This window comes from Streptomyces sp. 12E (assembly GCF_055633275.1).
The window spans coordinates 5,538,380-5,562,724 of the sequence record NZ_JBVNCJ010000001.1 but is presented as its reverse complement, the minus strand read 5'-3'; the positions used below and the strand labels follow the sequence as shown (position 1 = coordinate 5,562,724).

Here is a 24,345-nt window from a genome sequence, read left to right as displayed (position 1 = left end):
GCCGGTGGCGGGGGCACGGCCGTGCTCGACCCTTCGGGCCTCCGCGCGCTCGTGCCCCCGCCACCGGCGGCCCGTCAGTCGTGCCAGGCCCCCAGGTCCTCCAAGAACTGCTGGAGCGGCTCGAAGACGCCCGGGGTGGCCGCGACCGTGAGGTCCCAGGACGGGCGGCCTCCGGGGCGGCCGCCGGTCAGGGCGCCCGCCTCGCGGGCGATCAGGTCACCGGCCGCCAGGTCCCAGGGGTGCAGCCCGCGCTCGTAGTAGCCGTCGAGGCGCCCCGCGGCGAGGTCGCACAGGTCGATCGCGGCCGAGCCGCCGCGCCGGATGTCCCTCAGCAGGGGGATCAGCCGCCGCGCCACGTCGGCCTGGTGGGTGCGGACCTCGGTGACGTAGTTGAACCCGGTCGACACCAGGGCCTGGTCCAGGGGCGGCGAGGGGCGGCAGGTCAGCCGCCGCTCGCCCGTCCAGGCGCCGGTGGCCCAGGCGCCGCCGCCGCGCACCGCGTGGTACGCCTCACCGCGCATGGGGGCCGCGACCGCCCCGGCCACGGTCTCGCCGTCCTGCTCGGCGGCGATGGAGACGGCCCAGGTGGGCAGGCCGTACAGGTAGTTGACCGTGCCGTCGAGCGGGTCGATCACCCAGCGGACGCCGCTGCTGCCCTCGGTGGAGGCGCCCTCCTCGCCGAGGAAGCCGTCCTCCGGACGGCGCTCGGCGATCAGCGTGGTGATCAGCTTCTCGGCCGCGATGTCCATCTCGGTGACGACGTCGATCGGGCTGGACTTGGTCGCGGCGACCGCGAGGTCGGCCGGGCGGCCGTCCCGCAGCAGCTCGCCCGCGCGGCGGGCCGCCTCCCGGGCGAGCTCCAACAGTTCCAGGTGCAGGGGGTCGGTCACGGCGCTCCTCACGCGTAGGGGCTGTCGGCGCCCGCGGCGGCGGGGCGCGGGGCGCGGGCCGGACAGCAGCCCACCGGGCAGAGGTCGTGGCTCGCGCCGAGCGCGCCCAGGGCGCACGGCGTGACGGCCTGCCCGCGCTCGGCGCCGGCGCGTTCCACGATCAGCTCGCGGATCGCGGCGGCGAACCGCGGGTCGGCGCCGACGGTCGCCGAGCGGCGCACCGGCAGGCCCAGCTCCCCCGCCTTGGCGGTGGCCTCGGTGTCGAGGTCGTAGACGACCTCCATGTGGTCGGAGACGAAACCGATGGGAACCATGACCACGGCCGGGACCCCGGCCGCGTGCCGCTCCTCGAGGTGGTCGCAGATGTCGGGCTCCAGCCAGGGGATGTGCGGGGCGCCGGAGCGGGACTGGTAGACGAGCTGCCAGGGGCGGTCGACGCCGGTGCGCTCGCGGACGGCGCCGGCGATCAGCCGGGCCACGTCCAGGTGCTGCCGGACGTACGCGCCGCCGTCGCCGTGCTCCTCCACCGGGCCGGAGGTGTCGGCGGCGGAGGTGGGGATCGAGTGGGTGCAGAAGGCGATGTGCGCGCCGTCCCGGACGTCCTCGGGGAGGTCGGCGAGCGACCGCACGACCCCGTCGATCATGGGCTCGACGAAGCCGGGGTGGTTGAAGTAGTGCCGCAGCTTGTCGATCTTCGGCAGCTCCAGCCCCTCCCGCTCCAGGGTCGCGAGGGCGTCGGCGAGGTTCTCCCGGTACTGGCGGCAGCCGGAGTACGAGGCGTAGGCGCTGGTGGCCAGGGTGAGGATGCGGCGGCGGCCGTCCCGGACCATCTCGCGCAGGGTGTCGGTGAGGTAGGGCGCCCAGTTGCGGTTGCCCCAGTAGACCGGCAGGTCCAGGCCGTGGTCGGCGAAGTCCTTCCGCAGCGCGTCCAGCAGGGCGCGGTTCTGGTCGTTGATGGGGCTGACCCCGCCGTGGAGGAAGTAGTGTTGCCCGACCTCCTTGAGGCGTTCCTTGGGGATGCCGCGCCCGCGCGTCACGTTCTCCAGGAACGGGACCACGTCGTCCGGGCCTTCGGGACCACCGAAAGAGAGCAGGAGCAGGGCGTCGTAAGGGCTGGCATCGAGCACGTCAGGCATGTCCCGATCCTGCCACCCGCCGTCGGCGGGCGGGACGGGGCGGGGGGTGCCACCAGCCGTGACGTGGCGTTTCCGGGTGCATTAGGGTGACCTAACCCGTAAGCTGTACCGACTGCGGTCGCGCCTTACCGAGACCTTCGGAGACCCCCGTGCCCAGCCCTTACCGCGCCCTGTTCGCCGCCCCCGGCAGCAGGGCCTTCTCCGCCGCTGGGTTCCTCGGCCGGATGCCCCTGTCCATGATGGGCATCGGCGTCGTGACGATGGTCTCCCAGCTCACCGGCAGGTACGGGCTGGCCGGCGCGCTGTCGGCGACCATCGCGCTGGCCGCCGCCGTGGCGGGCCCGCAGGTCTCGCGCCTGGTGGACCGGTACGGGCAGCGGCGGGTGCTGCGCCCCGCGACGCTGGTCTCGCTCACCGCGGCGGCGGTGCTGCTGTTCGCCGCGCACTACGCGTGGCCGGACTGGGTGCTGTTCGTCGCGTGCGTCGGCATCGGCTGCGTGCCGAGCGTCGGCTCGATGGTCCGGGCCCGCTGGGCCGCCCTGTACCGGGGCACCCCGAAGCTGCACACCGCGTACTCGTTCGAGTCCGTGGTGGACGAGATGTGCTTCATCTTCGGACCGATCATCTCCATCGGGCTGTCCACGGCCTGGTTCCCGGAGGCCGGACCGCTGCTCGCGGCCTGCTTCCTGGCGGCCGGCGTCTTCTGGCTGACCGCGCAGCGCGCCACCGAGCCCGAGCCGCACCCGCGCGAGCACACGGACGGCGGCTCGGCGCTGCGCGCCCCGGGGCTCCAGGTGCTGGTCGCGACGTTCGTGGCGACGGGGGCCGTCTTCGGCGCTGTGGACGTGGTCACCGTGGCGTTCGCCGAGGAGGAGGGGCACAAGGCCGCCGCGAGCGTGGTGCTCGCCGTGTACGCGCTGGGCTCCTGCGTGGCGGGCGTCGTGTTCGGGCTGCTGCACTTCACGGGGGCGCCGGAACTCCGTTGGTTGCTGGGCGTGTGCGCCATGGCCGTGAGTATGATCCCACTCCTACTGGTCGGGAACCTGCCGTTCCTGGCCGTGGCGCTGTTCGTTGCGGGTCTGTCCATCGCTCCGACGATGATCACGACGATGTCCCTCATCGAAGAGCACGTACCACGCGCGCAACTCACCGAGGGCATGACCTGGGTGAGCACCGGGCTCGCGGTCGGGATCGCCACCGGTTCCTCCGCGGCCGGCTGGGTGATCGACGCGGCCGGGGCGCGTGCCGGGTACGGGGTTCCGGCGGTGGCCGGGGCCGTCGCGGTCGTGGTGGGTTTCCTCGGGTACCGCCGGCTCAAGCGGCCGGCTCCGGGTCGGGGAGGCTCCGTTGGGCAGCACAGCGAGCACGGGGAACGGCACATGGCATAACTGGGGCGGCAATGTATCCGTCCGTCCCGCGCGGGAGACCGCTCCCGCCTCCGTCGACGAACTGGCCGCCGCCGTGCGCCGGGCCGCCGAGGACGGCATGCCGGTGAAGGCGGTCGGCACCGGGCACTCCTTCACCTCCATAGCGGCCACCGACGGCCTGCTGATCCACCCTCATCTGCTGACGGGCATACGGCACGTCGACCGCGCGGCCGGCACGGTCACCGTGGAGGCCGGCACCCCGCTCAGACGACTGAACCTGGCCCTCGCGCGGGAGGGCCTGTCGCTGACCAACATGGGCGACATCATGGAGCAGACGGTCTCCGGGGCCACCAGTACCGGCACCCACGGCACGGGCCGCGACTCGGCCTCCATCGCCGCCCAGATCCGGGGTCTGGAGCTGGTCACCGCCGACGGTTCGGTGCTCACCTGCTCCGAGCGGGAGAACCCGGACGTCTTCGCGGCCGCCCGGATCGGACTCGGCGCCCTCGGCGTCGTCGCCGCGATCACCTTCGCCGTGGAGCCGGTCTTCCTCCTCACGGCCCGCGAGGAGCCGATGCCCTTCGGCCGGGTCTGCGCCGACTTCGACCAGCTGTACGCCGAGAACGAGCACTTCGAGTTCTACTGGTTCCCGCACACCGGCAACACCACCACCAAACGCAACAACCGCAGCGCGGGACCGGAGCGGCCGGTGCCGCGGCTCAAGGGCTGGTTCGAGGACGAGTTCCTCTCCAACGGGGCGTTCCAGGCGGTCAACTGGGTCGGCCGCGCGGTGCCCGCGAGCATTCCGGCCATCGCGCGGATCTCCAGCAGGGCGCTCTCCGCCCGGACGTACACCGACATCCCGTACAAGGTGTTCACCTCGCCGCGCCGGGTGCGCTTCGTGGAGATGGAGTACGCCGTCCCGCGCGAGGCCCTGGTGGAGACGCTGCGGGAGCTGAAGGCGATGGTCGACCGCTCGCCGCTGCGGGTCAGCTTCCCGGTGGAGGTGCGCACCGCGCCGGCCGACGACATCACGCTGTCCACCGCGTCCGGCCGGGACAGCGCCTACATCGCCGTCCACATGTTCAAGGGCACCCCCTATCAGGGGTATTTCACCGCGGCCGAGCGCATCTTCACCGCGCACGAGGGGCGGCCCCACTGGGGGAAGATCCACACACGGGACGCGGAGTACCTCTCCCGGGTGTACCCGCGCTTCGAGGAGTTCACGGCTCTCCGGGACCGGCTCGACCCGGAACGCCGGTTCCGGAACGACTACTTGCGGAGGGTCTTGGGGTCGTAGAGGATTCGTTGCGCGGCGTGCCAATCCACGCAGGTGGCCCAAATGGAGTACTGTTGCGAGCCCTGGGACCGGTCTCCCGTCAGGGTGTCCGGACCCGGAGGACCGCCGGGAGGGGACTGGTTGCACAGGGTGAGGCAGTTGGTCACTTAGCGTTGCGAATAAGTAACCGTGCCATAACGGCGATCCAGGGCCCGCGCCCGACACGCCGGGCAACTCGGCAAGGTTGTGGCAGGCTGCACCCGGGCAGGCCACACTCGACTAGCGGAAGCAGCGACGCACGTGACGTCGGCAGGCACCACCCGGGAGGTCCCCATGCCGGAACTGCGTGTCGTGGCCGTCTCGAATGACGGCACACGGCTGGTGCTGAAGGCTGCGGACAGCACGGAGTACACGCTTCCGATCGACGAACGGCTCCGCGCCGCCGTGCGCGGCGACCGTCCCCGCCTCGGCCAGATCGAGATCGAGGTGGAGAGCCACCTCCGCCCCCGCGACATCCAGGCGCGCATAAGGGCCGGCGCGACCGCGGAAGAGGTCGCCCAGATGGCCGGCATCCCCGTGGACCGCGTACGCCGCTTCGAGGGCCCCGTCCTCGCCGAGCGCGCGTTCATGGCCGAGCGCGCCCGCAAGACCCCGGTCCGCCGCCCCGGCGAGAACTCCGGCCCCCCGCTCGGTGAGGCGGTGCAGGAGCGGCTGCTGCTGCGCGGCGCCGAGAAGGACACCGTCCAGTGGGACTCCTGGCGCCGTGACGACGGCACCTGGGAGGTGCTGCTGGTCTACCGGGTCGCGGGCGAGCCGCACTCGGCGAGCTGGACGTACGACCCGCCCCGGCGGCTCGTCCAGGCCGTCGACGACGAGGCGCGCTCGTTGATCGGCGAGTCCGACGACCTCGCCGCGCCCGAGCCCAGTTTCCCGTTCGTGCCGCGCATCGCCCGGCTGCCGCGGGACCGTCCGCTCGACCGTCCCGGCGACCGCGAGCGGCCGAGCCTGCCCGCGCAGGCGTCCGAGCCCGACGAGGAGTCCCTGACGGCCACGGCATCGGGTGAACGGGACTCGCTCACCAGCCTGCTGGAGGCGGTGCCGAGCTTCCGGGGCGACCTGGTGGTGCCGGAGCGCACGCCCGAGACCGCTCCCGAGGAGCCGGACCCCGAACCCGGGGCGGAGGAGCCGCCGGCCCCCGCGGCCTCGGCCGGGGCCGCGTACGCGGACGTCCTCATGCCGCGTTCCGTCAGCAGCCACCGGGACCGGCTCATCGGCTCGACCGACCGTCAGGCCGAGGCGGACGGCGTCCGTCCGGGCCGCCGCGCGGCGGTGCCGAGCTGGGACGAGATCGTGTTCGGGACGCGCCGGAAGAAGCAGGAGTAGCCCCTTCGGGCGGTCCGTTGCCTCGGCCGGTTGACGTGACGTGAGGGGCGCTCGCCGTACGACGAGCGCCCCTCCGTGCGCTTCTGAGCCGGCCTACCACGGGTCCGGCCCCACCGCGACCGGCCGTCCGGGGTCGGACGACCACTCCGACCAGGAACCCACGTACAGCGCCGCCGGGATACCCGCGACCGCCAGCGCCAGCACCTCGTGCGCGGCGGAGACGCCCGAGCCGCAGTACACGCCGACCGGTGACCCCTGCGAGACGCCCAGTTCCCCGAAGCGTGCGCTCAGTTCCCCGGCGGGCAGGAAACGGCCGTCGGCGCCGACGTTCTCCGTGGTGGGCGCCGAGACCGCGCCGGGAATGTGCCCGCCCACCCGGTCGATCGGCTCCACCTCGCCCCGGTACCGCTCCCCCGCCCGGGCGTCCAGCAGCACCCCCGAACGCGCCAGCGCCGCCGCGCCGTCGGCGTCGAGCAGTCCGGCCGCCCCCGGCACCGGCACGAAGTCCCCCTCGGCCGGCTGCGGTACCGACGTCTCCAACGGACCCTCCCAGGACGGCAGTCCGCCGTCCAGGACCCGCGTGTCCGGGTGGCCCGTCCAGCGCAGCAGCCACCACGCGCGGGCGGCGCCCCAGCCCAGACCCCCGTCGTACACGACCACCGGGGCGGCGGACGACACGCCCGCCCGCCGCATCGCGGCGCCGAACACCTCGAGGTCCGGCAGCGGATGACGTCCGCGGTCGCCCGGCGCGGACGCCAGCTCCTCGTCGAGGTCGACGAAGACGGCCCCCGGAAGGTGCCCGGCCCGGTACGCGGCCCGTCCGTCGAACGGCGGCTCACCGGCCGCCGCGGCCAGGCTGAGCTGCCAGCGGACGTCGAGCAGCACCGGCGGGCGGTGGCCCGCCAGCGCGCTCGCGAGTTCGGATGCGGAGATGATGGCGTTCATGGCCACCATCCTCGCCCACCGGGTGGCCGATCCGTCCGCGTCCGACTACTCTGCTCGGCCGAGCGACCCCGGTCACCCTGCGCAGTGGATCGGGCACATTCTGTACAGACGATCGACACCCGTCGGCGAGCGCGCCGAAGCGGACGGGGACCCGCGCATCGGGCATCCTCCGGGAGCGAGGCCCGCGCGGGGGCGTGCACCGGCACGGACCGCGGCCGGTCCCCGGCCGGCACGGGGACCGGCCGCGGATCGCACGCGACGCGACCCCGCCGGGTCGAGGAGAGCACGGCCACCGCGCGGCGGCCGAGAAGAGAGTGACGATGACCGACGCACGGGGGAACGCCCGCCCGAACGGCGGGGCGCCCGCTCGGCGCACACCCGGCACGCCCTGCTGGGTGAGCCTGATGGTGCACGGCCTGGAGACGACCGAGGAGTTCTACGGCGGGCTGTTCGGCTGGGAGTTCCGTCCCGGCCCCCGGCAACTCGGCCCGTACGTGCGCGCCCTGCTCGACGGGCGCGAGGTGGCCGGCATCGGCGTGCTGCCGCCGGACCGTGACCTGCCGGTCGCCTGGACGCCCTATTTCGCCTCCGACGACGTGGACCTGACGGCGGACGTGGTGCGGTCGTGCGGCGGCACCGTCGGGGTGGGCCCGCTGGACGCCGCCGGCGCCGGCCGGCTGGCGATCGGCTCCGATCCCGGCGGCGCCGTCTTCGGCGTCTGGCAGGCGGCCGCGAGCGCGGGCACCGCCGTCGCCGGTGTGCCCGGCACGCCCGCCTGGAACGAGCTGACGGCCTTCGAGGCGGCCGGCGTCGCCAAGTTCTACACGACCGTGTTCGGTTACGACGAGGAGCCGGCGGCCCCCGCCGCCCCCGACCGCGTCACCCTGCGCCTGAACGGCCGTCCGGTGGCCGGCGTCCACGGCGCGGGCAGGACCCTCCTCCGGGAGCGGGGCCCGCACTGGACGACGTACTTCACGGTGTCCGACACCGGCGACGCGGTGGGCCGGGTCCTCCGCCTGGGCGGTCGGGTCCTCGCACCGTCCCACGACGGGGACCACGGCCGCGTCACCCTGGTGGCGGACCCGGAGGGGGCACGGTTGGCACTGCTGCAGGGCCCTCGCCGGGGCGCGCCGCGCGACGCCCCCGCGCGGCGCGTCGGGTGACTCCGCGTCAGTCCGCTCCGGGCGGACGCCACCGCCCCGACGTGAAGTCCTCGAGGAGACGCCGGCCGGCGACGGTGAACGGGTGGTCGGCCCCCAGGCCGCGTTCCCGCCTGGCGACGACATCCGTCATGATGGCGGCCGCCGTCCCCACGTCGCCCTGCGCGGCCCGGGTCCGGGACAGCAGCTGCCGCGCCGAGAGCACCAGCGGGTGGTCGGGGCCGAAGCGTCGCCGGTACGCCTCGATGACCGTCCGGACCTCCTGGCCGGCCTCGTCGAAACGGCCCAGCAGGTACAGCGCCCAGGCGTGGTTGTGGTGAGCGCCCAGCGTCACCGTGTGGTCGGGGCCGAGGTGCCTTACGCACTCCGCGGGCAGGGAGAGCAGCGCGCCGTCCTCCTCGGCCGACAGCTCGGGCGCGGACAGCAGGACCAGCAGGCTGGAACGGGACCGCAACGTCAGCGGGTGGGCGGGGCCCAGCGCCCTTCGCCTGCCGGTGACCGTGGAGCGGAGGAGCGAGACGGCCTCGTCACGGTGTCCGAGGTTTCCGAGCACGAGCTGGAGGCCGTGGCGGGTGTCCAGGGTGTCGGGGTCGTCGGCCCCGAGGAGCCGCTCCTGAGCCGCGTGGACGCGTCGGAGCAGCCGCTCGGCCTCGGTGTACCCGCCCAGCCGGAAGAGCGCCCGTCCGACGCGGGAACGGGCGGCCAGGACGAGACGGTGCTCCGCGCCGAGCCGCCGCTCGCCGAGGTCCGCGGCGGCCCGGGCGGTCTCCCGGGCGGACAGGTAGTCCCCCGTGCGGTGCAGGGCGGTGGACAGCCTGGTCGACACGGCCAGGGCGTCGGCCGTCGCCGACCGGTCACCGGCGCGCCGCAGCAGGGCGAGTCCGTGCGGCACCAGCAGCCGGAGCCGTGGGTCGTGCGGACCGGCGTCGGGCACCTCGGGCACGGCCGCGTCGAGCAGTCGGACCGCCGTGGCGTGGAGCGCCGGGACCATGTCCGCCGGGGTCGCCGCGACGACGCTGTCCAGCAGCACCGCGTGGCTCTGCACGCACCGCTCACCGACGTCGACCAGTTCGGCCAGCGACTGGTCGAGCAGTGCCCTCAGGGCCGTCTCACAACGGGCACGCGGCAGGGCGCCGCCGATCCCGGCGCGGTTGAGCAGGGACAGCGGCAGCGGCTCGGGGGCGAAACGCGACAGGAGCCTCAGCAGCGCGGTCGCCTCGGGCAGGCCACGGGCCTCGAACGCGTCGAGCGTCAGCTGCCACGTCAGGCCCACCAGGTGCCGGGGGTCCTCCTCGGACAGGGCGTCGGCCCCCCGGTCGATGAGCTCGACGCCTCCTCCTTCCTCCAGGCGGCGTCCGTAGGTCTCCATCGTCCAGGGATCGAGCACCTGCCGGGAGAGGAAGCCGCCCGCCAGCGTGAGGGCGAGCGGCAGCCGGCCGAGCCGGTCCGCGATCCGGGCCGCCTCCTGCTGCGTGCCGCTGTGCGGGGCGAGGTCCCGCAGCACCTGTGCGGCGTCCTCCCGCGGCAGTACGCCGATGTGCTGCAGCTCCGCCCCCGGCCACCAGCGGGCGGCCGGCCTGCGGGTGGTCACCACGACCGTGCCCCGTGGGCTGGTGCGCAGCCAGCTGCCGTCCCGGAGGATCTCGGGGTGGTCGGCGTTGTCGAGCACCAGCAGCCAGAGCTCGGCGGAGCGGTCGAGATACCGCCAGACCAGGTCGGCGGCGGGACGGAGCCCGTTGCGGGCCGCCAGCAACTCGGCGTCGCCCGCCCCTCGGTCGGCGGCCACGGCGAGCATGCCCGCACGCAGGCTCGCGCGGTCAAAGGCGCTGACCCACAGTCCCACCCTGCCGTGTTCACCGGTGGCCAGCTGGAAGAGCGTGTAGGCGACCGCGGTCTTGCCGCAGCCGCCCATGCCGTACAGCACGTAGACCTCGCCGCCGCGCTCCTCCCGTACGCTCGCCCGCAGCCGGTCCAGCACCTCGGTGCGGTCGCGCAGGACCACCGGGGGCCGGCCGACCGCCGGGCGGCGAACCGAGTCGGGACCCTGGGGCGCGGCCGCCCCGTCACCGGGCTCGCCGTGTTCGCCGTGTTCGCCGTAGTGGTGGTGCTCGCTGATGTGCTGGTCGCCCGACGCCTGGTAGACCCGGCCACGGTCCTCGGCACGGCCGTCCATCCCGCCCGTCATCGCTGTGCGTGGTGCTGGTCTCGTCCGGCCTGACGGATGCGGGCGGGGCCGGACGCGCCGGCGTGCCGGGTGACGCTCTCCCGGGTGCGGTTCCAGGCGTCGCCCGTCATCGGCGTGACCGGTGTGACTCCTGTGCTCCGCGCGAGTAATGCCGTCTCCGGGTCCACAGTTCCCCCTGCCTGATACACTCGAATTTTCAGATTATACGCTGAATAGCCCACGTCTGCCTTGATTCGACAAGACACCCTTTCGAGAATGTTCATCGTCGCACCGCCGCGCCGGACGGGACAACGAGGGCACGGTCGCGACTTTCTCAGCGTGTCCACTTTTCGCGCGGCCAAGCCGTTATGTTCACTGCTAAAGTAGCGGGAATCCGATGCACCCGAGGGGGCGATGGCCATGAGCAGGCCATGGGAAGCGGATCCCGCCACGACATTCAAGCGGCGCCTGGGGAAATCGCCGCAGGAACTGGGACACACGACCGACAACCCCGACTGCCCCGACATCTGGGAGCTCGAGAACGGCGACATCGCTGTCATAGGCCGTGACCTCACGGAACCGCTCGGCGGGAAACTGCCTGCCGGAGTCTCCGTCGGAGCGGACGAACGGATCGTGGTCATCCCCAGGAACATGCTGATCGCAGCGAAACCGGACATCCCAAATGTTTGACTCCTTCCCGCACGGATCTTCGGAACGCATGGACCGCCCCGCCTACCATGCGGACTTCCGTCGCGTCTACGAGAGCGGAATCAGTCACCTGAACAAGCTCGAGAGGGGGCAGAATTTCAAGGAACGCGGGTTCAGCAGCTGGGAGGCCTTCGCCGCCGGTGATTGGGACCGCGCCCTGTCCCTCATCCAGGAGAAACGCGACGTCTACGCCCGGCAGTTCCGCACCGCCGCACGGCTGGGAATTCTGGAACGCCGCCTTCGCGTCGTGGAGTTCCCGGTGACCCCGTACGTGCAATGGGAGCTCTTCGTCCTGCGCCTGCGCGTGGAACTGGGCGACCGCATCAGGGTGCTCGACGCCCGCGACATCGCGGACATCGAGCAGAGCCGTCCGGTCCCCGAAGTGGTGATCCTCGGGGACGTCGCCCTGTACGAGGTGCTCTACGACGAGGACGGGAACGCGGCGGGAGCGAACCGCTTCACCGACCGGGCGCTGATCCGGGAGACGTCGGCCGGCTTCGACGCGCTGTACGAACGGGGCGACGACTTCCACGCCTTCTTCGACCGGGAGATCGCCCCGCTCGCCCCGCCCGCGGTGGTCCACTGAGGACCGGCCCACACCCTCGGCCCGCCCCCGAAGCCGTACCGGCTTCGCCGCCCTCCCAGCCGCACGTGCGTGTGACGTCCTGAAGTCGGACGTACCCGCTGTGCGGCTTCTTCGTCCACGGCCGGCCCTGCCGGCCGACGGGTTCGTCCGCGCCCACGGGGAGAGCCGACCGGCGGCCGGATCGGCCCCTCCCCGTGCTCCAAGGAGGGGTGCCGCCCCGGCGAAACCCTTGTCGGCCGGTCACTTCTTCGGCACGGGCCCGGTCCGCTGGCCGCACCGCCCACCGCCGGCCTGGACTCGGGGCAACGCCGGTCCGGCCGGCCCCGGGCGCCGACGGTGCGGGCCGTGCGGCGAGGAACGTGGCCGCGTGGGAGGGCTTACTTGGACTCGACTCGTCCTACCGGATCGGGGCCGGCGGTCAGTGCCTCGCACGCGGCCTGCCATGCGGGGTCACCGGGATGAAGCCGGGTGCGCAGGTAGGCCGCGGTGAGCCGGGCGAGGGCGGCGACCCGTCCGGGGTTCTCGTCGGTGGTCTCGGCGGCGTCGTATCCGGCGATGCCGCCGAGTCCGTGCTCCGCGCCGAACAGCGTGAGCAGGGTCTTGGGTCCGGGGGCGAGGGTGTAGGGGTCGGCGTGCCAGTCCGGGCCCATGTCCGTGAAGTGCCGGGGGTCGTCCTGGTCGCCGGCGACGATCAGCGCGGGTGTGGTCATGGTGGAGAAGTCGATGGTCCGGAAGACCGGCAGCGCGTCGGCCATCGGTCCGCTCAGGACGTCGCCCCTGCCGGGTGCGGCGAGCAGCACGCCCGCCTTGATCCGGGGGTCGAGGAGGCCGACCTCTCCCCCCTCGTCGGGGTCGGTGACCCGGGCGCCGAGCAGGAGGCCGGCGGTGAAGCCGCCGAACGAGTGCCCGGCGACGGCGACCTTGGTGGGGTCGATCCGCCCGGAGAGCAGCGGCACGGCCTCCTCGATCACGTCGAGCCGGTCGAGGACGTGTGACATGTCCTCGGAGCGCGAGCGCCAGAAGAAGGGCGCTCCGGGGGCGTCGGCGACCAGGTGGCTCAGCGCCCTGGAGGAGAGGTGGGTCGGCTGGACGACCACGAAGCCGTGGGCGGCCCAGAAGTCGACGAGCGGCGCGTAGCCGTGGAGCGAGGAGAGGTGGTTCGAGGGGCCGTGACCATGGGAGAGGAGGATGACGGCGAGACCGGTCCCGGTCGCGGGTGCGGAGACGCGTACCTGGAGGTCCACGGGACGTCCGGGCACGGAGAGGACCACGGGGCCGAAGGACAGGACCGGGGCGGGTGCGCCCGGGGCGCCGGTGGCCGTGGATGTGTTCATGACGTGGGTTCCCTTTCGGTGACACCTGCAACCCCGCCGGTCTCCCGCGACCGGCGGCGGGCAAGGCGGTCAGGGACGTCCCGCTTCGGCCGAACCGAAACGGAACATCGCTCCACTTATTATCCGGAGCGATGTTCCGTTTTGTCAATCGACGGAGGGGGAGTGCGTGACGGCCACCGACAGCGCTGCGGGGCGGTCTCCGCCCGAGTGGGCCCACGGTGGTGCCGCGCGCAGGGCGCCCGGCGCGTCCGGGCCGACGGCGCGGGGGCCCGTACCGTCTCCGCCCAGTGCGGGGGCTGCGGCGCGCCGTCGCCGACCAGGGCCGCGACGGTGCGGCAGGGCGGGGTCTCGGCGGGCCAGGGGGTGTGGCCGTCGGTGAGGACGACGACGATCGAGGGGCGGTCGCGGGCCGCGAGGGCGGCGTCGATGCCGACGCGCATGTCCGTGCCGCCCCGCCGCCGAGGGTGATCTGCTCGGTGGCCGTCGCCCGGGACACGGCGTGCACGTCGGCGTCGCAGGCCAGGACGGTGACGCGGTTGCCGCTCACGCCGACCTCGCACAGGACGCCGGTGAACTCGCCCAGGGCGGCGGCGGGTTCCGCGTCGCCCATCGAGCCCGAGGTGTCGACGACGACGGCCGCCCGGGGCAGCGGGCGGTCGCCGCGCTCGGGCAGGGCGAACGCGTCGGGGTCGGCGAGGACCGCTCGGGGCCGGGCAGGTCGAGGTGCTCCAGGCACGACGGCAGTTCGATGCCCGCACCGTCCCCGACGGCGCCGGTGAGCGCGGCGGCCGTGGCCTCGCGGCCGCCGCCGGTCGCGTATGCCGTGGCGAGCAGCCGCAGCGCCATCTCCCAGGTGCGCGGGGACGGCCAGGAGCGGCCCCGGCTCCCGGCGTCGGCGGGGATGTGGTGGATCAGGCCGGGCCGTGAGGAAACCGGACGGCGCCGCGGGCCCGCGCCGGGAGCCTTGGCCGGATCGACCGCCGGAACGGCCACCTCCGGCCAGGTGCCGGCCATGCCCCGGACGACCGTGGCCGGGGCGTGGGTCCGGCCGAGGTGGGCGAAGCGGTTGGCGAGCGGCCGGCTGAGGGGAACTGACGATGCGACGACCGGCTCAAGGATCCCGCCCTCGGAACGACATCCTCTTGAACGCGCTCGTGACACCGATCCGGTGGCCGGGGTCCCGGCCGCGTGAAGAGCGCCATCGGGAGGCAGGGGGCGCGGGCCCAGCGGATCCCCGGGAAACCGTCCGGCTCACAGACCGTGTTCGTCCATCAGGCGCATCAGGTTCCGCTTGCGCTTCTGGGCGGTGCGCAAGGCGGTGACGTAGGCGGCGAACTCGTCCTCGGTGCCCAGGCGGCGGTGGCAGTCGCGGATGCTCAGCAGCAGGCCGACGAGCCGCTCGTAGACCCTGTTGCCGGTCTCCCCGGTCAGCGGCTCGGCCAGGCGCAGGTAGACGCCGAGCGCGTCGGCGGGGCGGGTGGCCCGCGCCCGGTCGGCGAGCGTGAGCCACTGCCGGTCGTGGGCGCCGGTTTCGGTGGCGGCCTGCCAGGCGGCGTCGACGTCCTCGTCGTCGAGCAGGGCGTCGACCAGGACGGGGCCGTCGTACCGGCTCCGTCGCGGCCGCTCCGCGTCGGCGCGCAACAGGGCGAGGGCTCCCTCGCGTTCGGCCGGCCAGCTGTCCGCGGCCCGCGCGGCGGCGCGCAGCTGCTGGTACGTGAGCAGCGAGCGACGGGCGCCGAAGTGGGCGCGGCGCACGGCGACGGCGTCGGCGATCCGGCCCGCCCGCGCATAGCGCTCACAGAGGTGGTCGACGAGGGCGGTGTCCACGGCGGAGAGGTCCCGGACGTCCCGGACACCGCGCTCCGCCCACTCCAGGGCCTCGTCGAAACGCCGGGCGGCCTCCAGCTCGCGGGCGATGACCAGGTGCGTGTGCCCGCTCGGCGCGAGATCGGCCGCGTGCACGGCGATCACCGCGTCGACGTTTCCCCCGGCCTTGGCCAGACGCTCCATCAGGTACTTCTCCGCCCAGCCGCGGCGGTTGCGCCGCCACGCCTCGACGGCCAGCTTCCGCAGGACGGCCATGCCCTCCTCTCCGAGGACGTCGTCGTAGTCGAGCGGATCGATGTCGGTCAGGCCGTCGTCGGCGTCGCCGAGCACGTGGCCGGCCAGCCAACGCGCGAGCTCCTCGGGGTCGGGACGTGCCGCGCGGCACGCGTCGAGGTGGGCGTCGGCGAGGTCCGCGCCGATCCGCCCGAGCCCGCCGTCGGAGTCGTCGACGCTCTCCGCCGCCCCGGCCAGCAGCCGCATCGCCTCCCGCGCCAGGGTGATCGCGTCGGCGGCCCGGCCCGAGCCGGTCAGCGCGCGGATCGCGGACACCGCCTGCCCGGCCTGGCCGGCGTAGGCGCGGGCATCGGCGTACTCGACGTAGCCGTACTGCGCGAAGGGACCGATGTCGAGCAGGTCACGGATACGGGACCGGACCGCGGCGAGGTCCCCGCGGGCGCTCGCGGCCCGCAGTTCCAGTCGCCGCCGCAACTGCCGGTCCTCGTCGAGCTGTTCCCGCAGCAGGGCGAGCAGCTCGTCCTTGGACAGGGCGGACAGCCACCCGTCGAGGTCCTGCGCGCGCTCCCGGGCCGCCTTCCGCTGCCGCGGCAGGCTCTCCGGCCGGGCGAGCACGGTCAGACCGAGGGCGACCAGGTGCTTGCAGAAGTTGCCCTCAAGACCGTACGGGCAGTCGCACGCGCCGGACAGCCCGCCGGGCCCGTCCAGGGTCAGCTCCGCCTCGTACCGCTCCGTCCCGTGGACACGCGCGGTGACCCAGCCGTCCCCCACCTCGACCCCGGACACCGCGTCGAGGTACCCGAGGGCGCGCTCGAAGGAACGGCCACCGGCCAGCTTCTTGAGGTTCGCCTCGGTGAGGCCGCGCATGACTCTCTTCCGCCCTGCCGTGACTGTGCAGTCGATCGCTCACCAGCCTAGAGGGGCCGAAGCCGCGAGACGGCCGATTCGTCGAGTCCGTCCCTCGACCGACCCGGACTTGCGGCCGGTGCGCCCGGTCACCCGGTCACGCCGGTGCAGGACGAGAGGTCACCCCCACGGTCCCCTTGCCGCCCCGGACCCACCGGTGCCCCGCGGCCGTCCGGTCAGCCCGACGTGACCGGCAGCACGTCGGGCGACAGGGCCGCCGCGTGGGCCGTCGCGGCCGTCATGCGGCGGCGGTGGTGACGGCGGCACAGGACCTCGTAGCCGACCTCGTCCGCGGACCCGGTGACGTCGCCGACGACCACCTGGGCGCCCTCGACGACCATGACCCCGCCGACCGTGCGGGCGTTGTGCGTGGCGCGGGCGCCGCACCAGCACAGGGCCTCGACCTGGAGCACCTCGACCCGGTCGGCCAGCTCCACCAGCCGCTGGGAGCCGGGGAACAGCTTGGAGCGGAAGTCCGTCGTGATGCCGAAGGCGTAGACGTCGAGTTCCAGGTCGTCCACCACCCGGGCGAGCTGGTCGATCTGCTCCGGCGCCAGGAACTGCGCCTCGTCCGCGATCACGTAGTCCGCGCGCCGGCCCTGTGAGAGGTGGTCGACGAGGTGCGCGTACAGGTCCGCGCCGTCGCCGACCTCCACCGCGTCCGTGACCAGGCCGAGGCGGGAGGAGAGCTTGCCCTCGCCGGCCCGGTCGTTGCGGGTGAAGATCATGCCGACCAGACCGCGTGCCGAACGGTTGTGCTCGATCTGGAGAGCCAGCGTCGACTTCCCGCAGTCCATCGTTCCGGAGAAGAACACCAGCTCGGGCATGACAGGTCGGGCACCTTTCGGCAGGGGTTGCGGGCGGATCGTCAGGAGTTCAGGAGCGTACTTCGAGCAGGGGGACCAGCTGCTCGGCAGGGGTCATCGAACCGTGGTTGCCGACCATCGCCGACTCCCTGGGCTCCCGCTCGGAGGCGATCAGCAGGACGTCGTCCCGCGCGGCGGCGATCACGTCGCCGATCCGGTGGTACACGCGTTCGTCGACCGTCGGTCCGAACCAGCCCGCCCCGATCGCCTCGTCGCGCGAGGCCACCCAGAACCGCTCGCCGAGCACCTCGCGCCAGCAGGTCAGCACGTCGTCCGCGGCGCCCGGTACGGCGTAGACGTGCCGGGCGCGGCCCTCGCCGCCGAGCAGGGCGACGCCCGCCTTCAGCTCCCAGTCCTCGTCGAAGTCGATGCGGTGGTCCTCGTCGAAGGGGATGTCGATCATGCCGTGGTCGGCGGTGACGTAGAGCGCGCTGCGCGGGGGCAGCCGCTCGGCCAGGCGCTGGACCAGGCGGTCGACGTACATGAGCTGGCCGCGCCAGGTGTCGGAGTCGAGACCGTAGCGGTGGCCGGCGCCGTCGACCTCGGCGTAGTACGTGTAGATCAGGGCGCGGTCGGCGGCGGCGAGCTGCTCGGCCGCGGTGTCCATGCGCTCCTCCCCGGAGAGCCGCCCGAGGAAGGTGCCGCCGCTGAGCGCGACCTTGGTCAGCGGGGTGTTCGCGAAGGTCGGCGAGGAGACCTGGGCCGCGTGCACGCCCGCCCGGTGTGCCAGCTCGAAGACGGTGGGGTACGGCTGCCAGGGGCCGGGCGGGGCCCAGGGCTGCCAGCGCAGCTGGTTCATCAGCTCGCCGGTGTCCGGGTTGCGCACGGTGTAGCCGGGCAGGCCGTGTGCGCCCGGCGGCAGGCCGGTGCCGACGGAGGCCAGGGAGGTGGCGGTCGTGGCCGGGTAGCCGGCGGTGATCGGACGGCCGGTGCCGCCGCGCGAGGCGGCGAGCAGGGACGTCATGAAGGGGGCTTCCTCGGGGTGCGCCCTCAGCTGCTCCCAGCCCAGCCCGTCGATCAGGAACACGCAGTTCCGGTCGGCGGGGGCCAGCTCGGGGATCGCGGCGCTCGTGCCGGGGACGCCCATGCCGGCGGCGAGCGTGGGCAGCAGGTCGGCGAGCGAACCGGTGCCGTACTCGGGCAGGGGCGCGGAGTCGAGGGCGAGAGGGGTCGGGTGCGCGTCGTCCCAGGCGGTGGAGTGCGGGGGCGGCGCGGGACGGGCGGAAGGCGTGGAGGGTGCGGGGGGCGTCGGGCGGGCGGTGGACGCGGACCGCGGGGTGCGGGCGGGCGGCGCGGGGCGGGGAGCCTGCGGGCGGGGTACGGGCCGCGCGCCGGGGGCGGACTGCGTACCGGGGGCGGGCTGGGCGCCCGGTGCGGGCCGTGCGCCGGGGGTGGGCTGCGCCATCAGCGCGTCTGGTCCGCGGTCGCCTCGGACAGGGCCTGCGCGAAGGTGAGCGCCTGGCGCACCGTCTCCGGTCCGTCACCGGCCTCGCTGACGCGCAGGCTCAGGTCGTCGGCCGTGGAGCTGCCCGTGTAACCGTGGTCGGCCTCGCAGTTGGGGTCGCCGCAGGCGGCCGGCTCCAGGTCGATGCGGGAGACGGCGCCCCAGCCGATGGTGAGCACGATCTCGCGCGGCAGTGTGCCCGGCTTGTACGACTCCGGGTTGGCGACCACCCGGCTGACCACGATCGACGAGATCCGGCCGAGCTTGACCGACTCCGTGGACGTGGTGGCGTACGGCGTCGGGGAGGTGCTGTCCGCGGCCTGCTCGTCGGTGTGGCTGACGATGAAGCGGTTGCCGGTGAGGACGAGCACGGTGACGTGCCGCCGCACCTCGTTCTGGTCGAACGTCGTCTCCTGGTGGACCAGGTACGACCGGATGGGCTCGCCGCCCACGGCGGCCTCCACCGCCTCGGCCACGAGGGCCGGGTAGTAGCCGCTGCGCTCGATCGCCGCACGCAGCCCCTGGGTCGTCGTACTGGTCTTGGCCATGACGCCCATCCTACGGGGGGCCGCTGACTGCGAGGCACCGCTCGTCGCTCCCGGCCCCGGTCAGTACGCGGGGAGGGTCCGCGGGCCGAGGTCGTCGCGGGCGGGCGGCGGGGCCAGGCGCACGGAGGCGTCGAGGACGCTCACGCCGTGCGGGGCGACGACCACCGGTTCCAGGGTGACCGCGACGACCTCCGGGTGGTCGTGGACCAGCCGCGACACCCTCAGCATCAGCTCCTCCAGCGCGGGGGTGTCGACCGGCGCCGAGCCGCGCCAGCCGAACAGGAGCGGGGCGGTGCGGATCGACCGCACCAGTGAGGCCGCGTCCCGGTCGGTGACCGGGATCAGCCGGTGCGCCATGTCCCCGAGCAGCTGGGAGGGGGGTCCGGCGAGTCCGAAGGACAGGACGGCTCCGGCGGCGGGGTCGATGACCGCGCGCACGACGGTGTCGACACCGCGCGGGGCCATCCGCTGCACCACGGGGCGCAGCTCCTCGGGGGCGCCGAACAGCTCCGTCAACTCGGCGTAGGCCCGGCGCAGTTGTTCCTCGTCGGCCAGGTCCAGACGGACGCCGCCCAGGTCGGCGCGGTGCCTCAGGTGGGGGGCGGTCGCCTTGAGGGCCACGGGATAGCCGAGGGTGCGCGCGGCCTCGGCGGCGGCGCCGGGGTCCGGGGCGGGCAGGGCGCGGTGGACGGGGACGCCGTAGGCGCCGAGCAGGTCGCAGGTGTCGGCGGGGCCGAGGGTGAGGCCCTGTCCGCGCGAGAGCAGTCCGCCGATGAGCGCCGCCGCGCCCCGCTCGTCGATGTCCTCGTGCTCGGGCACCTTCCCGGGCTCGGCGGCGTCCCGCCGCCACTGCGCGTACGCGACGGCGTGGGCCAGCGCCCGGACCGCACGCTCGGAAGCGGGGTAGGCGGGGATGAGGTGGGCGCCCTCGGGAGGTGTGACGGGGGCCGGCGGGACGCCCGCGGCGGCCGGGGGCGGCGTGGCGCCGGGCGGCCGGGACGCCGTGCCCGGCCCCGTCTGCGACGCGGCGCCGGTCGCCGGCGGGGGTGCCGTGCTCGTCGCGGCCGACAGGGCCTCCGCGAGGCCGCCGAGTTCCACGTGGACCACCAGGACGGGCTTGGACGGGGTCGCGGCGGCGGCCGAGCGCAGGGCCTGCGCCAGGTCCGCGTCGCCGGCCGAGCCCTTCCCCACCGCCGGGATCGCCGTCACGACGACCGCGTCGCTCGTGTCGTCGGCCAGCGCGTGGGAGAGCGCCGCGTGGAAGTCCGCCGCCGAGGCGGCGGTGGTGAGGTCCAGCGGGCGGTGCGGGCGCAGCCCCTCGGCGAGGCAGGCGTCGTAGGTGAGCAGGCCCAGGGACTCGGAGTTGCCGAGGATCGCCACCCGGGGTCCGGCCGGCAGGGGCTGGCGGGCGAGCAGCAGGCCCGTGTCGACCAGCTCGGTGATGGTGTCCACGCGGATCACCCCGGCCTGCCGCAGCAGCGCGGACACCGTCGCGTGGGGCAGCCGGGTCGCCCGTACGGCGTGCCCCCGGGGCCCCGCTCCGTGGCGTGCGCCCTGGACCACGACCAGCGGCTTCGCCGCCGCGGTCCGGCGGGCGAGGCGGGTGAACTTGCGCGGGTTGCCGATGGACTCCAGGTACATCAGGACGACGTCGGTGTCGGGGTCCTCGTGCCAGTACTGCAGGAGGTCGTTGCCGGAGACGTCGGCCCGGTTGCCGGACGACACGAAGGTGGACACGCCGGTGACGCCGGTGACGCCGCCGCCGCGCCGGTGCAGGCGGGACAGCAGGGCGACGCCGATGGCGCCGGACTGGGCGAACAGCCCGATCCGGCCCGGGCGGGGCATCCGGGGGGCGAGCGAGGCGTTCAGCCGTACGTCCGCGGAGGTGTTGACGACGCCGAAGGCGTTCGGGCCGATGATCCGCATCCCGTACGAGCGTGCCTGCCGTACGAGGGCGCGCTGGCGTTCGCGGCCGTCGGGGCCGGACTCGGCGTAGCCGGCGGAGACGACGACGAGCCCCTGCACGCCGTGCTCGCCGCACTCGGTGACGACGTCGGGGACGTGCTCGGCGGGCACGGCGACGACCGCGAGGTCGACGGGCCCGTCGATGTCCCGCACCGAGCGGAACGCGGGCACCGAGCCGAGCTCCTTCTCCCCCTCCCCCAGCGCCTTGTTCACGGCGTACAGCCGGCCGGTGAACCCGGTGTCCCGGAGGTTGTCGAGGACGCTGCGGCCCACCCCGCCGGGCGTGCGGCCGGCGCCGACGACGGCCACCGAGCCGGGGGCGAGCAGCCGCTGCACCGAACGCGCCTCGGCACGCTGTTCGCGCGCGTACTGCACGGCCATGGAGCGGTCGGTGGGCTCGAGGTCGAACTCCAGGCGGACGACCCCGTCCTCGAAGCTGCGCTTCTGGGTGTACCCGGCGTCGGTGAACACCTTGATCATCTTGGTGTTGGCGGGCAGCACCTCGGCCGCGAACCTGCGGATGCCGCGCTCCCGCGCGACGGCGCCGATGTGTTCGAGGAGGGCGGAGGCGACGCCCCGGCCCTGGTGGGCGTCCTGCACGAGGAAGGCGACCTCGGCCTCGTCGGGGACGGAGGGGGCGGGCGCGGAGCGCCCTGCGGCAAGGGTGGCGGCGGGCGACGGGTGGGGGGATGCGGGCGTGCCGTCGGCGCCGATCCGGTCGTAGCGTACGGTGGCGATGAACTCGCCGCCGACGGTGGCCGCGAGTCCCACCCGGTCCACGAAGTCGTGGTGCGTGAAGCGGTGGACGTCCTTGGCGGACAGGCGCGGGTAGGGCGCGAAGAAGCGGTAGTACTTCGACTCGTCCGACACCTGCTCGTAGAAGCTGACCAGGCGCTCGGCGTCATCGACGGTGATGGGGCGGATGCGCGCGGTGCCGCCGTCGCGCAGCACCACGTCGGCTTCCCAGTGGGCGGGGTACTCGTGCCGGTCCGACGAGGTCTGCATGGGCCCCAGAGTACGGCTCGCGTACGACGACGGCGCGAGGCAGTCTGTGGTGGACGACAGCCGGACCGAGGCCGCGGTCCGGCCGCCACCGGGAGCGGACGCCGCTCCGGGCACGTTTCACGATGTGGGAAACTGGTCTAGACAACCCTGAACAGTGAAGGGCAGCAACACATGGCTGAGCGCCGCGTCAACGTCGGCTGGGCCGAGGGTCTCCACGCCCGCCCCGCCTCCATCTTCGTCCGAGCCGCCACGGCCGCAGGCGTCCCGGTGACGATCGCCAAGGCCGGGGGCACCCCCGTCAACGCGGCCTCCATGCTGGCCGTCCTGGGCCTGGGCGCCCAGGGCGGCGAGGAGATCGTCCTCGCCTCCGACGCCGAGGGCGCCGACGCCGCCCTGGACCGTCTGGCGAAGCTGGTCTCCGAGGGCCTCGAGGAACTTCCCGAGACCGTCTGAGCATTCACGATCGCGGGAATCGTCTTTTCGTCGGACACCCGCCCGTGACACCGAAAGGCCCGACCGGAGCACCGGGCGGGCCTTTCGCTTTCCCTTTTCCGGGCAGCGCGAAAACCCCCCGGAATTACTCCCCCTTTGTATACGGCACCCGTGTTAATGCCGGAGACCCGTCGTGTTTACGGCATGTTGCGAGTTCCTCACACGGTCCGCGCGGCCGGCGCCGGGGGCGAAGCGCAGGCGGTGCCCGGTGCTCGCGCGCTCGGTGTGCAGCGCCGTGACGGACCGCGCGCGGTCGCCGTCGCCGCGCGCCACGGCGTCCACGATCGCGCCGTGCTCCGCCCAGTGCTCGACCGGGTCGGACGGCCCCTCGGCGGCGTACATCCAGGCGATCTTGTGCCGCAGCTGGGTCAGCGCCGAGGACAGCGCCGGACTGCCGGTGGCCTGGGCGAGCGTCTCGTGGAACCAGCCGCTCAGGGAGCGCAGGTCGTCGCTGCGGCCCTGGCGGGCACGTTCCTGCCCCAGCCGGACCAGGCCGCGCAGCACCTTCAGATGGGCCTCGGTGCGGCGCTGGGCCGCGCGGGAGGCGCCGAGCGGCTCCAGGAGCATGCGCATCTCCAGCAGGTCGGCGGCTTCCTGCTCGGTGGGTTCCGCGACGCACGCGCCCGCGTGCCGCCGGGTCACCACGAACCCCTCGGCCTCCAGCGTGCGCAGCGCCTCCCGGACCGGGACGCGGGAGACGCCGTAACGGCGGGCGAGGACCTCCTCGGTGAGCCGGCCGCCGCGCTCGTGGACACCCGCGACGATGTCGTCCCGGATCGCCGTGCACACCGAGTGCGCGGGAATACGCATGACCGACCTCCGCTTAATCCCCGTGAAACGCCGACGATTGACGTGTGTTCCGTGACTCTATTGCAATCAGCGGTAATTCACGACGGCGGGCCGGAATCCATGCACATTTTTTGGACGAGCGCCGACCGGAAACACCGGTGCCCCGGCTCGGGGAGCCGGGGCACCGGGAAGCGGGCGGGTCAGAGGCTGACGCCGTGCGCGCGGAGGTAGGCGACGGGATCGAGGTCGGAGCCGTACTCGGCGGTCGTACGGGCCTCGAAGTGCAGGTGCGCGCCCGTGACGTTGCCGGTGGCGCCGGAGAGCCCGATCCGCTGCCCGGCGGCGACCTGCTGGCCCACCGAGACGCCGATGGACGACAGGTGGGCGTACTGGGTGTACGTGCCGTCGTGCATCTTGATGACGACCTGGTTGCCGTACGAGCCGCCCCAGCCGGCCTCGACGACGGTGCCGACGCCGACCGACTGGACGGGGGTGCCGCTCGCGGCGTGGAAGTCGACACCGGTGTGGCTGCCGGAGGACCACAGCGAGCTGCCGGCCTGGTAACTGGTCGAGACGTACGAGCCGGGGATCGGGGAGACGAAGGTGTTGAGGCGCTCGCGCTCGGCCTCCCGCGCGGCGCGCTCCTTCTCCGCGCGGGCCTGCACGGCCTCCTCGGCGGCCTTCTCGCGCGCGGCCTCCTCGGCGGCCCTCCGCGCGGCGGCCTCGGCCGCCTCCCGGGCCGCCTCGTGCTGGGCGGCCGCCTGGGCGTCGATCCGGTCGGCGACCTCGTCGCCCAGGGTGACCACGGGCGTGAGGCCGGTCTGCGCGGCAGCGGGCTCGGCGGCGAGCGCGGGAGCCGCGAGGGAGCCGACGGCACCGGTGGTGGTGAGCGCCGCGACGCCCGCCGCGCGGGCGGTGCCGCGCTGCATCCTGCTGGGACGACGGTGCTTGCCCGGGGCGCGGGTGAACGCCATGTACAGGCTGGTCCTTTCCTTCCCTCTCGCCTACCGGGTTAGCTGACGGGTTCGGAGCAGGAAGGTCTCCTACGGGCCCCCTCGCGACACGCGCGGGCGTCCGATTCACCCCAGGGACTCATGCGGGTCCCCGGCTCCCCTGGCTCGCGCCGTACGGGGACTCGGCGATGGCTGTCCGGTGCCGCGGGTGCGGCGCACTGCCCGACGAACAGCCCGGACGAAGCTAAGCGGGACGCCTCCCCATCCTCAAACGGATCCGGGTTTTTGTAGCGCATCCCACAGGGCAGACAGGCAACTTCCGCCCCGATTCGGGCATAAGAGGGCCCTGGTGGCTCTCCCGCCA

General features: G+C 74.0%; 19 protein-coding genes, 1 pseudogene and 1 riboswitch. Of the genes and pseudogenes, 7 read left to right on the top strand and 13 right to left on the bottom strand.

All coding sequences use genetic code 11. The annotated features are described in order from the left end of the window. Positions 1–74 precede the first annotated feature (74 nt). Together ACZ8ZB_RS25620 and ACZ8ZB_RS25615 are read right to left on the bottom strand one after the other, a co-directional pair. A complete protein-coding gene (locus ACZ8ZB_RS25620; protein WP_470739975.1) occupies positions 75–890 on the bottom strand; it encodes an inositol monophosphatase family protein in 816 nt (271 codons plus the stop codon). A gap of 8 nt (positions 891–898) precedes the next feature. After that, positions 899–2,026, bottom strand: coding sequence for a ferrochelatase (locus ACZ8ZB_RS25615; protein WP_470739974.1), 1,128 nt, complete (start codon positions 2,024–2,026; stop codon positions 899–901). A gap of 149 nt (positions 2,027–2,175) precedes the next feature. Between ACZ8ZB_RS25615 and ACZ8ZB_RS25610 the strand changes: the two genes are divergently transcribed. The 3 genes from ACZ8ZB_RS25610 (at position 2,176) to sepH (ending at position 6,055) form a co-directional block, all read left to right on the top strand. Further along, positions 2,176–3,414, top strand: a complete 1,239-nt coding sequence (locus ACZ8ZB_RS25610) for an MFS transporter (RefSeq protein WP_470739973.1) — start codon at positions 2,176–2,178, stop codon at positions 3,412–3,414. Next, a complete protein-coding gene (locus ACZ8ZB_RS25605; RefSeq protein ID WP_470739972.1) occupies positions 3,374–4,693 on the top strand; it encodes a D-arabinono-1,4-lactone oxidase in 1,320 nt (439 codons plus the stop codon). The genes ACZ8ZB_RS25610 and ACZ8ZB_RS25605 overlap by 41 nt, the downstream gene beginning before the upstream one ends. Before the next feature lie 312 nt (positions 4,694–5,005). After that, on the top strand, positions 5,006–6,055 hold the full coding sequence (gene sepH / locus ACZ8ZB_RS25600; protein ID WP_470739971.1) for a septation protein SepH: 1,050 nt from the start codon (positions 5,006–5,008) through the stop codon (positions 6,053–6,055). A gap of 93 nt (positions 6,056–6,148) precedes the next feature. Here sepH and ACZ8ZB_RS25595 read toward each other — a convergent pair whose 3' ends face one another. Continuing rightward, entirely contained in the window at positions 6,149–7,000 is an 852-nt protein-coding gene (locus ACZ8ZB_RS25595) for a sulfurtransferase (protein WP_470739970.1), read from the bottom strand. A 320-nt stretch (positions 7,001–7,320) separates the two neighbouring features. Here ACZ8ZB_RS25595 and ACZ8ZB_RS25590 point away from each other — a divergent pair, with 320 nt between their 5' ends. After that, on the top strand, positions 7,321–8,163 hold the full coding sequence (locus tag ACZ8ZB_RS25590) for a VOC family protein (protein ID WP_470739969.1): 843 nt from the start codon (positions 7,321–7,323) through the stop codon (positions 8,161–8,163). A 7-nt stretch (positions 8,164–8,170) separates the two neighbouring features. Here the strand turns inward: ACZ8ZB_RS25590 and ACZ8ZB_RS25585 are convergent, their stop codons facing one another. Continuing rightward, entirely contained in the window at positions 8,171–10,345 is a 2,175-nt protein-coding gene (locus tag ACZ8ZB_RS25585) for a tetratricopeptide repeat protein (protein ID WP_470739968.1), read from the bottom strand. Positions 10,346–10,744: 399 nt separating this feature from the next. Between ACZ8ZB_RS25585 and ACZ8ZB_RS25580 the strand changes: the two genes are divergently transcribed. Next, complete coding sequence (locus tag ACZ8ZB_RS25580) at positions 10,745–11,014, top strand: hypothetical protein (protein ID WP_467643467.1); 270 nt, start codon at positions 10,745–10,747, stop codon at positions 11,012–11,014. Continuing rightward, entirely contained in the window at positions 11,007–11,618 is a 612-nt protein-coding gene (locus ACZ8ZB_RS25575; RefSeq protein WP_470739967.1) for a DUF6879 family protein, read from the top strand. The genes ACZ8ZB_RS25580 and ACZ8ZB_RS25575 overlap by 8 nt, the downstream gene beginning before the upstream one ends. A 377-nt stretch (positions 11,619–11,995) precedes the next feature. Here the strand turns inward: ACZ8ZB_RS25575 and ACZ8ZB_RS25570 are convergent, their stop codons facing one another. The 7 genes and pseudogenes from ACZ8ZB_RS25570 to ACZ8ZB_RS25540 all read right to left on the bottom strand — a co-directional run bounded on the left by ACZ8ZB_RS25570 (position 11,996) and on the right by ACZ8ZB_RS25540 (position 21,747). Beyond that, the gene (locus ACZ8ZB_RS25570; protein ID WP_470739966.1) at positions 11,996–12,952 is read right to left on the bottom strand and encodes an alpha/beta hydrolase family protein; all 957 of its coding nucleotides are present in this window, start codon (positions 12,950–12,952) and stop codon (positions 11,996–11,998) included. Positions 12,953–13,212: 260 nt separating this feature from the next. Continuing rightward, positions 13,213–14,038 (bottom strand): annotated as a pseudogene (locus ACZ8ZB_RS25565) (VWA-like domain-containing protein); the annotation flags it as partial. A gap of 165 nt (positions 14,039–14,203) precedes the next feature. Beyond that, positions 14,204–15,880 carry an SWIM zinc finger family protein gene (locus tag ACZ8ZB_RS25560; RefSeq protein ID WP_470739965.1) on the bottom strand — a complete coding sequence of 559 codons (1,677 nt, stop codon included), beginning with the start codon at positions 15,878–15,880 and terminating at the stop codon, positions 14,204–14,206. Positions 15,881–16,095: 215 nt separating this feature from the next. Further along, positions 16,096–16,746, bottom strand: a complete 651-nt coding sequence (locus ACZ8ZB_RS25555) for a thymidine kinase (RefSeq protein WP_030826225.1) — start codon at positions 16,744–16,746, stop codon at positions 16,096–16,098. Between the two features lie 49 nt (positions 16,747–16,795). After that, on the bottom strand, positions 16,796–18,190 hold the full coding sequence (locus tag ACZ8ZB_RS25550; RefSeq protein WP_470739964.1) for an alkaline phosphatase family protein: 1,395 nt from the start codon (positions 18,188–18,190) through the stop codon (positions 16,796–16,798). Continuing rightward, complete coding sequence (locus ACZ8ZB_RS25545; RefSeq protein ID WP_381228015.1) at positions 18,190–18,777, bottom strand: DUF5998 family protein; 588 nt, start codon at positions 18,775–18,777, stop codon at positions 18,190–18,192. The genes ACZ8ZB_RS25550 and ACZ8ZB_RS25545 overlap by 1 nt, the downstream gene beginning before the upstream one ends. Positions 18,778–18,837: 60 nt before the next feature. Beyond that, a complete protein-coding gene (locus ACZ8ZB_RS25540) occupies positions 18,838–21,747 on the bottom strand; it encodes a bifunctional acetate--CoA ligase family protein/GNAT family N-acetyltransferase (RefSeq protein WP_470739963.1) in 2,910 nt (969 codons plus the stop codon). A 171-nt stretch (positions 21,748–21,918) separates the two neighbouring features. On the opposite strand from ACZ8ZB_RS25540, the gene ACZ8ZB_RS25535 reads away from it, so the two are divergent. Further along, complete coding sequence (locus tag ACZ8ZB_RS25535) at positions 21,919–22,200, top strand: HPr family phosphocarrier protein (RefSeq protein WP_030235221.1); 282 nt, start codon at positions 21,919–21,921, stop codon at positions 22,198–22,200. Between the two features lie 153 nt (positions 22,201–22,353). Here ACZ8ZB_RS25535 and ACZ8ZB_RS25530 read toward each other — a convergent pair whose 3' ends face one another. Together ACZ8ZB_RS25530 and ACZ8ZB_RS25525 are read right to left on the bottom strand one after the other, a co-directional pair. Beyond that, positions 22,354–23,049, bottom strand: coding sequence for a GntR family transcriptional regulator (locus ACZ8ZB_RS25530; RefSeq protein ID WP_470739962.1), 696 nt, complete (start codon positions 23,047–23,049; stop codon positions 22,354–22,356). 179 nt (positions 23,050–23,228) lie between these two features. Beyond that, positions 23,229–24,002, bottom strand: a complete 774-nt coding sequence (locus ACZ8ZB_RS25525; protein WP_470739961.1) for a M23 family metallopeptidase — start codon at positions 24,000–24,002, stop codon at positions 23,229–23,231. Positions 24,003–24,014: 12 nt separating this feature from the next. Further along, a riboswitch (cyclic di-AMP (ydaO/yuaA leader) is annotated at positions 24,015–24,179 on the bottom strand. Positions 24,180–24,345: the final 166 nt, after the last annotated feature.